9 protein-coding genes and 1 pseudogene are annotated in these 7,943 nt (G+C 59.6%); 5 read left to right on the top strand and 5 right to left on the bottom strand.

From position 1 onward, the window contains the following. Nucleotides 1-670 precede the first annotated feature (670 nt). From QSK21_RS35440 to QSK21_RS35425, 4 genes are read left to right on the top strand one after another with little or no spacing between them, the layout of a single operon-like run. A complete protein-coding gene (locus QSK21_RS35440) occupies nt 671-1,837 on the top strand; it encodes a helix-turn-helix domain-containing protein (RefSeq protein WP_285702141.1) in 1,167 nt (388 codons plus the stop codon). A gap of 17 nt (nt 1,838-1,854) precedes the next feature. Then, on the top strand, nt 1,855-2,586 hold the full coding sequence (locus QSK21_RS35435; RefSeq protein ID WP_285702140.1) for a 5-formyltetrahydrofolate cyclo-ligase: 732 nt from the start codon (nt 1,855-1,857) through the stop codon (nt 2,584-2,586). A 47-nt stretch (nt 2,587-2,633) separates the two neighbouring features. Further along, nucleotides 2,634-2,888, top strand: coding sequence for a DUF262 domain-containing protein (locus tag QSK21_RS35430; RefSeq protein WP_285702139.1), 255 nt, complete (start codon nt 2,634-2,636; stop codon nt 2,886-2,888). Between the two features lie 51 nt (nt 2,889-2,939). Next, entirely contained in the window at nt 2,940-3,323 is a 384-nt protein-coding gene (locus QSK21_RS35425; protein ID WP_285702138.1) for a hypothetical protein, read from the top strand. Here QSK21_RS35425 and QSK21_RS35420 read toward each other — a convergent pair whose 3' ends face one another. From QSK21_RS35420 to QSK21_RS35405, 4 genes are all read right to left on the bottom strand, one after another. Continuing rightward, nucleotides 3,324-4,145 carry a hypothetical protein gene (locus QSK21_RS35420; RefSeq protein WP_285702137.1) on the bottom strand — a complete coding sequence of 274 codons (822 nt, stop codon included), beginning with the start codon at nt 4,143-4,145 and terminating at the stop codon, nt 3,324-3,326. Nucleotides 4,146-4,227: 82 nt separating this feature from the next. Continuing rightward, a complete protein-coding gene (locus tag QSK21_RS35415; RefSeq protein WP_285702136.1) occupies nt 4,228-4,359 on the bottom strand; it encodes a hypothetical protein in 132 nt (43 codons plus the stop codon). Next, nucleotides 4,356-5,483, bottom strand: a complete 1,128-nt coding sequence (locus QSK21_RS35410; RefSeq protein WP_285702135.1) for a radical SAM protein — start codon at nt 5,481-5,483, stop codon at nt 4,356-4,358. The genes QSK21_RS35415 and QSK21_RS35410 overlap by 4 nt, the downstream gene beginning before the upstream one ends. A 327-nt stretch (nt 5,484-5,810) precedes the next feature. Continuing rightward, on the bottom strand, nt 5,811-7,004 hold the full coding sequence (locus QSK21_RS35405) for an L-histidine N(alpha)-methyltransferase (protein ID WP_285702134.1): 1,194 nt from the start codon (nt 7,002-7,004) through the stop codon (nt 5,811-5,813). Nucleotides 7,005-7,321: 317 nt separating this feature from the next. On the opposite strand from QSK21_RS35405, the gene QSK21_RS35400 reads away from it, so the two are divergent. Next, entirely contained in the window at nt 7,322-7,627 is a 306-nt protein-coding gene (locus QSK21_RS35400; RefSeq protein ID WP_285702133.1) for a hypothetical protein, read from the top strand. 196 nt (nt 7,628-7,823) lie between these two features. On the opposite strand, the pseudogene QSK21_RS35395 reads toward QSK21_RS35400, so the two are convergent. After that, nucleotides 7,824-7,943: pseudogene (locus tag QSK21_RS35395) on the bottom strand (IS30 family transposase); the annotation flags it as partial.

Here is a 7,943-nt window from a genome sequence, read left to right as displayed (position 1 = left end):
GCGAAACCCTTCATCTGGACCGCCAAACCCAAAGAGATCATCGCCAAGGTCCGCGTTCTCCAACGCGACTACAAGAAACTGCTTGCCAACAACTTCAAGTAAGCGATCTTCAGTTACAAGACACTAGAGCTGCGAGATATCGTGTGAAGGAGGGAGTCATGTCTCCCGGGCGACGGCGGTTTCGGCGGTTGATCCGCTACCCCACATGATTAACGCGGTCGGCAAGCCGGGCATCAAGCCCTGGTTTACCGACCGCATTTTTCTTTTGGATAATCCTTAACGTTTTTTCACTTCTTCTTCCAACGTCCACACAAAAGCCACCCCCGACCGCGCCAGCACCCACCCATCAAAGCCCACCTCAACAGCCGGCGTTGGGACAGAGCTTGGCGTCTGCGCGAGGCGTGCTGGTTCTGCACTGGCGATGAAGTCTAAGGTAGTGACGTTCGCTATAGCGCATACCGCTCCCTTCCCCACGAACGACCCGGTTGGCCACTGGCTCGGTGGTGGCGCTCGTCCAGCCGGGCGGAAGGCCAGAGAACCGCCGTTGACCTGCGGAAACCACAGCAGAAAGGGGGCAGTGCTGACGCAAAAGTGAGGCAAGGCAGGTGTGACCTGGGCAAATACTTGTGGTATTGGCTAGGGTGTGCCCAAAGACCCCCTGGGAGGGCACATGGCGGCCAAACGGGTACGGTTGGCCCAGCGCCGCAAGGCAGCGGGCTACAGCCAGGAAAAGCTGGCAGAACAGCTCGGCGTTGAGCGTTCAACGGTCGTACGCTGGGAGACTGCCGAAACGGAACCGCAGCCATGGCAGCGCCCTAATCTGGCACGACTGCTTGATGTAACACTTGAGGAGCTCCAGGCCCTGCTCGCTGACATCACGATCAAGCCAAGCGAACCTGATGATCGCCTCCGCCGTGCACTTCAACAGCCATCGCAGGTTGACCTTGTGGTGGCTGCACAGTTGCACGAACAAGTGCGTCGCCTGGATGCGCAATATGACCGGACGCCGTCGACCGCCCTGCTGGGATCAGCCGGCCAGCTCCACGGCCAAGTGACGTTGTTGCGCCAGAACGCTGGGAACGCCCGGATCAGGCGGGCGCTGTACGAGGTCGAGGCCGAATCCGCCACCTTCATGAGCCAGCTGGTCTGGGACGTGAGCCAGCGTCGCGATCACACGGCGGCACTGGCGTACCTCGATGAAGCGGTTGCCGCCGCGAGACATATTCATGATCAAACGCTTGAGGCGTACGCCACGCTGCGCAAGAGCTTCATCGCCCTCTATGGCGCCCACGATCCCGCGACCGGCGTCGGGCTGGCTGTCGAGGCCAGTGATCTCGCACGGGCGTCCAGCACCGCTCTGGCCGGGCTGTCGTTGCTGCACGTCGCCGAGGGGCTTGCCATGATGGACGACGGTTCAGCTTGTGAGCGTGCCCTCGGACAAGCGGAAGTGTTGCTCGACCAGACGACACCAGACGACCTCGCTGCCGAGTACTACACACGCAGCGAGTACCAACGTCTGGCTGGCTCCTGTTACCTGTCGCTCGCTCGGCCGGAACGCGCTGAGACAGTCTTGCGCCCGACCGTCGACTCGTTGGCCAGCAAGCAGAAGAGCCAGGCCATCGCCTACGGCAACCTCACCTTGTCGCTCATCCGGCAACGCAAACTTGACGAAGCCGCCGAGGCGATGCACCGCACAATCGACACCATCGAACTGACCCGCGGTGGTGGTGGGCTCGCCGTGGCCTTCACGGCGGGGCGCGAATTGCGGCCATGGCAGCACGAGCCATGGGTCGGGGATGTCCATGACCGGCTACTAGCGCTGATGGCAACGCTGTAGCAGTTATGGTGCGGGGGATGGGCAGCAGCATCGACCAAGCGAAGCAGTCACTTCGGGAACGGATGTGGCGGCTGCTGGAACGTGAGCAGGCGGTGCCGGCAGGTTCGTACGGCAAGATCCCCGGCTTCTTCGGGGCCGACGCGACTGCCGAGCGTCTGGCCGAGCTGGACGTCTGGCAAACAGCGCGCACCGTCAAGGCCAACCCCGATTGGGCCCAGCTGTCCATCCGTGTCCGGGCGCTCCAGGACGGCAAGCTCCTCTATATGGCGGTGCCGAGGATGGCCAGTTTGCAGCCGTTCTACCTGCTTGACCCCATCACGCTTGAGGTACCACCCGAGCAGGCCGCCGCGAAGGAGGGTGCCGCCGAGGCGGCACGTCGCATCGGCGTGGAGGATATGCGGCCCATCGACGTCGTGATTTGCGGCAGCGTCGCCGTCAACCGTACGGGAGCCCGCATCGGCAAGGGGGCTGGCTACTCCGACCTTGAAGTAGCGCTGCTCATCGAGGCTGGGCTCGTTACAGAGGAGACGGTCATCGTGGCGCCCGTACACCAGCTCCAGGTCGTGGACGAGGACATCCCCGAAGCAGCACACGACTTCAACGTCGACCTCATCGTCACGCCTGACGAGGTGATCCAGTGTTCGGGCCGGCGCCGGCCGGTGGGTGTGATCTGGGAGGAGTTGGCGGCGGAGAAGGTTGCGGAGATTCCGGTGTTGGCTGCACGTTCATCCAAGCCGTCCAAAGGATAGGTATGGTGCGCCGACGATGAGGTTCCGTTCTGCAGAAGGTGCTTGTTATGCCAGATCAGCGCTATGAGGCTCACCGGCAGACGATTGGTGCGCTCCTAAGTACAACCAGCCCTCGTATCGAAGTGCCCGATTGGCAACGCTCGTACTCCTGGGATACTTCGCAGGTCGATACATTCTGGCAGGATCTGCTCGCGTTTGATGAACGGTATCCTGAGAAGAACATCGGTGGGTCGACGGGGCCCGAAGTCGAGGAAGGCACGGAAGCTTCGCTTGATCAGTTGCCAGAGGTGCCGACCGAATAGCCAACTGGCGGACTGAGACCTGCGATCCGCTACTAATGTGAGATCTTCAAAATGTCTAATGACATCCCTGATGTGACGAACTGGCGAGACTTCGAGCGTTACGCCTGTCAATATTTCTCCAACATATGGAAGGTCGATCTCGGTTCCCGCTCCGTTATGGTCGGTGGATCCTTGTCGTGGACTTTTGATCTTGTCAGCTCCGATCGGAGCTACGTCGGCGATGCCAAGTGGCTCAAGAACGTTCCCGATCCAGCCGCCAAGTGGCAGGCTATCACCGAATACATCTGGCTTCTGCAGAAGGTCGATGCCGACAAGGTATTTATGGTCTTTGGGCGAGACGCTGAGGTCGCTGAGCGCTATCTCAAGCGGGTGCGCCCTATCACTGCGCCGGTCGCATTTTACTTCTTGGACGGGACAGGACACCGAAAACTTTGATTATGCTCTGTATGAACCCTGGGCACCTTGCCGACGAGGCGCCCACTCTCTCGCCGCCTTCGCCATCCCCTTCGTCCACTCCACCGGATTAGCGTCGGCGATCTCCTCCCACATGCGGACGCACGCCTGCGCGAACACGGCCAGGCCCTCCTCGGGCGCCGTCCGCCAGGCCGGAACGTCGGTTACTACATGCTCGGCTGACGCTGCGCTGTGCCCGTTGGCCATCAACCGCAGAACGAGGCAGGCTGGGTCGATCCAGCCGGCACCCCGTGTCGGCCAAGCCCAGTCGATGAGCATCGCCCGTCCATCAACCATGAGCACGTTGAGCGGGTTGTAGTCGGTATGTAGGAGCCGGTCGCCCTTGAGCCATTCCAGCTCTTCGGGATCTGCCACGTAATGTCGCCAACGATGCTCGGCCAGCTTCACCGGTAGATCTGGACAGGTAATACTGCCGAGCGCCGTCACGGCCTCGGCCACCTTCGGCAAGTCGGCCGAGCCAGGCTGGTAGTCGGCGTGGCGGCCGTCGAGCAACTCGAAGCCCAACACATCCCATTCGCCCTCGACGCGCCACAGCAGCCGCGGCGCCAGGTGATCGACGTACGGGTTGATCAGTGCTTCCATGTCCTGGGTCCAACGCCTGGGGTAGTCGCGGTGCAGCCCCTTGACGAACACCGAGCCTGCGTCGGTGGTGAGCACAGCCGCGATCGCTGAGTTGAGCCCTTCCGAAACGGTCTTGGCCGACCAGACGGTGCCGGTGTACCGCTCGACGGCCTCCCTGGTGGCCTGCGGAAGATTTTCCCAGTGGATGCGCTCGACTGCCATGGCTCCCTTTCGTGGACGTGGCTCGTGGACGTGGCGGAGGGCCGCCCTGGACATCGTAGGGCGGCCCTCGCCTGGTGATCAGTCAGTACGGCTGGTCGTCACCGGCCGCACACGAGCACTTGGCCGACTCGACGAGCGCCTCGACGTCCTCGACGAACACGACATCGGGCGCGTCTTCGACGGGCTTCGGCCTGATCTCGACATCGACGATCATCCGGCTACCTCCTCCCTGGGTTTCTTGTGCTGGCAGTAGGCCGCCAGCGGTGCCTTGGCCTGGCGGTAGAGCTGCACCAGCGGCATGCAGGTGCCGCATGTCCCTTGAAGCGTGCAGCCCGTGCAGCCGCCCTGCCGTAGCAGCAGCGAATCGGCGATGGCGCCGAGCTGGGCGAGGCCCTCGACGCCTTCCTCAATGAGGGGAATCTGCGGGTCGCGCCCGATCTTGCAGATGCTGGCCATGCCGTGCGGGTCGACGTGGAAGAAGCTGTGCCCGGCGTTGCAGCCCGTGAACGGCTTGCGCTTGCGCAGGTGCTCGACCGATTGCGACGGCAGGGTTTCCGCGCCACCGTGGATGGTCGGCGACATGTTCATGTAGAGGTGATGCGGGATGCCGAAGCTGTCGGCCATGGCCTGCATCTGCTCGACCTCATGGGCATTGGTCTTGGTGATGATCAGGCTGAGCTTGAGCGGCAGGTCGGCCTCGCACGCGGCCATCAGCCCGCGGCTGAACGCCTTGAACGAGCCGCGCCGACGGGTCAGACCGTCGTAGCTCTCCTCCGTCGCGCCGTACACGCTGATGGTGATCTCGTGCGGCCGATGGCTGGAAAGGAGGTCGAGGATCTTCGGATTGGCTAGGCGTGAGCCGTTGGTCAGGATGCTCAGCATCATGCCAAGGTCGTAGGCCCGGCCATACACCTCGGGGAACAGCGGATCAATGGTCGGCTCGCCGCCCGTGAGCTGGAGCCACAGCACCCCGGCATCGCGCAAGACGTGCAGCAGCTTTTCCCGGTCGGTCCAGGACAAGCCCTCGAAGCGCTTGAGGCCGAGGTAGCAGTGCTCGCAGTCGTAGTTGCAGCCGAGGTTCAGTTCGTAGGTGGCGCGGACGTACCCGTAGGGCGACTCCGGGCGCACCACCAGGAGGTCATCGGCGTGGAGACCGGCCACATCGACACCCCACCCGCGCCGGACGGCGTCGACGAACCACACCGGGCAAGGGGTGCCGAGTTTGGCGGTGAGAGCGAGTTCCTTGTAGCGGTTGTAGGGAAGCCGCAAGGCACCGCCGCTTCCCGGCCGTAGTACCAGGTAGTTGCCGAGGAAGGGGCTGGCGATGAATTGGTGCACAGCTGCTCCATGGCGGTAGGTATGGCGGCAATCGTCATGAACAGCTGCCCGTCCTCGGTCGAGATTCGGTAGCCACCCTGATCGGCCGCCTTGGACACCCCGTCCACACTTCGCTCGTCAGCCGCCTGAGGGCCACAGCAGAAGAGAAGCAGAGGTGGCGCAGAAATGATGCATCGCGGCGCTTGAACAGCAACTACGCAGGTGTGCGGGCGTGGTGCGGCATGCTTCGTCGTCAGCATCAACTTGTTGCCGCCTCACACACTCGGCCAGGGTTGGTCGATCCGGGCGAGTAGCGACCGAGCTAAGAATGAAGACGGAGGCCCCTTCCTAGACCTTACGCCTACGATTGGCCATTACGAGCATGTACTCTTGGTCGGCAGACTGGGCCGACAGAAGCAGTTTGAAGCCGTTGGTTATGAGCATGTCTTCAATTTCACGATCGCTTTTGTGTTGTGCTCGCCACACGACAACCGCATCGTTCTTATTTAAGTCTACTGACACCTTGCTTGGAAACTTGAAGCTGATTGTCAACGCACGCTTTAATCGAATCTGTAGGTATCGAGCGCGCTCCCTTTCGTCCCAATCCATTTCAACGTCGTAGTATTCCTCGCTGATCCCCAGCAAATCTACAATGAACTTGTACTGCGGGGGCAGCTCGTTGCTTTGGTCCTGACGAGGCAGCTCGGCGCCTCGGTCTTGTCTGGCCCGGAAATCAAAGTGCTGTCGGGTTGCCGGCGAGTCGAGCTTCACGGTATAGATAAAGAAGTCCTTGCGCCCCATGCTCTTTCGAATCACCTCCAACACCCTCTCGGGGTTGCGGAAGTTGGAGAGAGTGCCACCGAGTAGCAGTACAAGATTAACTGTCGCGTCGCCATTTTCGCTATCCAGTGCCGAATTGGAGTCTGGCGCAGTCGCAAACCGGAAAGACTCACTACTGATGTCAGCGACGTAGTCCTCAACTCGGATCGCCGGGTGAGTCGGGGCATTATTGAACCATGCGTCTATATTTCGTCTAGCGATATTCAACATGTCCTGACTGATATCGATAGCCACATAGCGATTTAGCTTGCCGGCTTCAAGCAGGTGACGCAGCAAGTTCTGAGTTGGTATGGCGTTACCCACACCGACATCAATGACGTTGACACGAGCAAAGGGTCCTAGCTGCCGATCGAGGAACTTACTGTTGTCATCTAGCAGCTCCATTGTGCGCCTAACCAGATTCGGTGCCCGATCCTGCTCAAGTCGTTGTGCGTACTTATCCCAGAACTCAGCCCCACCGTCGAGATAGTTATACTGTCGTGGGATCTCGCGTTCGATGTCGAGATTATCTATGATGTCCAAAATCTGCTCCTCGCTATAAATCTCGTAGAACTTTTGGCTTGGAGTGACGACCGTAAGATTGCGTTTAAACTTGCGGCGCTCTTTGACTGTCTTGGTTATCGTAACCTGGTTCTTCGGGGTCTTCGCAATGTAATAGTCACCATCCTCCTGGGACAAGATCGAGATCCAATCGGCCTTCACGAGCCTGCTTGATCCAGTTAGTAACCGTCCGTCTTTCGATGTGATATAAGTCGGCTATCTCTATGGTCTTAAAGTAATCCATTCACGCTACACATAGGTTATGTAATAATTATTGACAGGTTTCCTAAAGCAGGTGTATGCTTCAAATGGCAACACTTGCATTTAGCACCATTAAAACATAACACATTTAGCGTGTTTCTGCAAAAATTACCTCGCAGCGATGGTGGCTGCATGTATACGAGGCCGCATCATTAATCCATAAGCAGGCGCGAACTGACTCCGTAGAGCTTGCTCAGTTCGCATGGAGGGCATTTTCTATGCGTACACCTGACATCGCAGAACAACGACACAAGACCGACGACACCACCGGTCCAAAGCTCATCGAGACCGTAACCTTATCTCCCGGCGAAGGGAGAGGGGTCGTGCTCGGCATCTATGAGGAGGGGATGTGTGAGCCGACGTTTGACCTGAGGTTCGACCCTCCCACCGATGTTGTGGTTGGAGACCTGATTAAAACTGAAGAGAAAGATGGAGACTACAAGCTAATCTACTATTTGCAGAACTTTTCTCGTGTGCAGTCTTGCCAGGTCGAGATCCGAGAAAGGTGTGTCGGCCATGAGTAGCTTTCCTAATGCGGGTGAAAGCTTAGAGCTTGTGCATGTTGGTCGAGATGCATCGAACCGGTGGACTGTGCGATGCATCATTTGTGGCAAGGACCAGCCCCTGGCGGCGGTTACTGCTGGATCACTCTATGCTGATGGTAGCCAAGCTTTTGCTTGCTTATCACACAGCTGGAACAGGGCTCAGTGGGCCCTGCCCTCAACCGGTGGAAGCAACTCCGCTGGTCAGTAGCTCGGCGAACACTTCCTTCGGCTTCTTGAACCCGAAGATAGCGCGGGGCCGGTTGTTGAGTTCGTCGGCTACGGCCTGCAGGTAGTC

Source organism: Actinomadura sp. NBRC 104412 (genome assembly GCF_030269515.1).
Taxonomy (GTDB): Bacteria; Actinomycetota; Actinomycetes; order Streptosporangiales; family Streptosporangiaceae; genus Spirillospora.
The sequence above is the reverse complement of the archived record's forward strand: the minus strand, read 5'-3'. Positions and strand labels throughout refer to the sequence as shown.

Bases quoted from the DNA above. Each gene is read 5' to 3' on its own strand.
- QSK21_RS35425 (WP_285702138.1), top strand. From the start codon at position 2,940: ATGTCTAATGACATCCCTGATGTGACGAACTGGCGAGACTTCGAGCGT.
- QSK21_RS35440 (WP_285702141.1), top strand. From the start codon at position 671: ATGGCGGCCAAACGGGTACGGTTGGCCCAGCGCCGCAAGGCAGCGGGC.
- QSK21_RS35435 (WP_285702140.1), top strand. From the start codon at position 1,855: ATGGGCAGCAGCATCGACCAAGCGAAGCAGTCACTTCGGGAACGGATG.
- QSK21_RS35415 (WP_285702136.1), bottom strand. From the start codon at position 4,359: ATGATCGTCGATGTCGAGATCAGGCCGAAGCCCGTCGAAGACGCGCCC.
- QSK21_RS35400 (WP_285702133.1), top strand. From the start codon at position 7,322: ATGCGTACACCTGACATCGCAGAACAACGACACAAGACCGACGACACC.
- QSK21_RS35420 (WP_285702137.1), bottom strand. From the start codon at position 4,145: ATGGCAGTCGAGCGCATCCACTGGGAAAATCTTCCGCAGGCCACCAGG.
- QSK21_RS35430 (WP_285702139.1), top strand. From the start codon at position 2,634: ATGCCAGATCAGCGCTATGAGGCTCACCGGCAGACGATTGGTGCGCTC.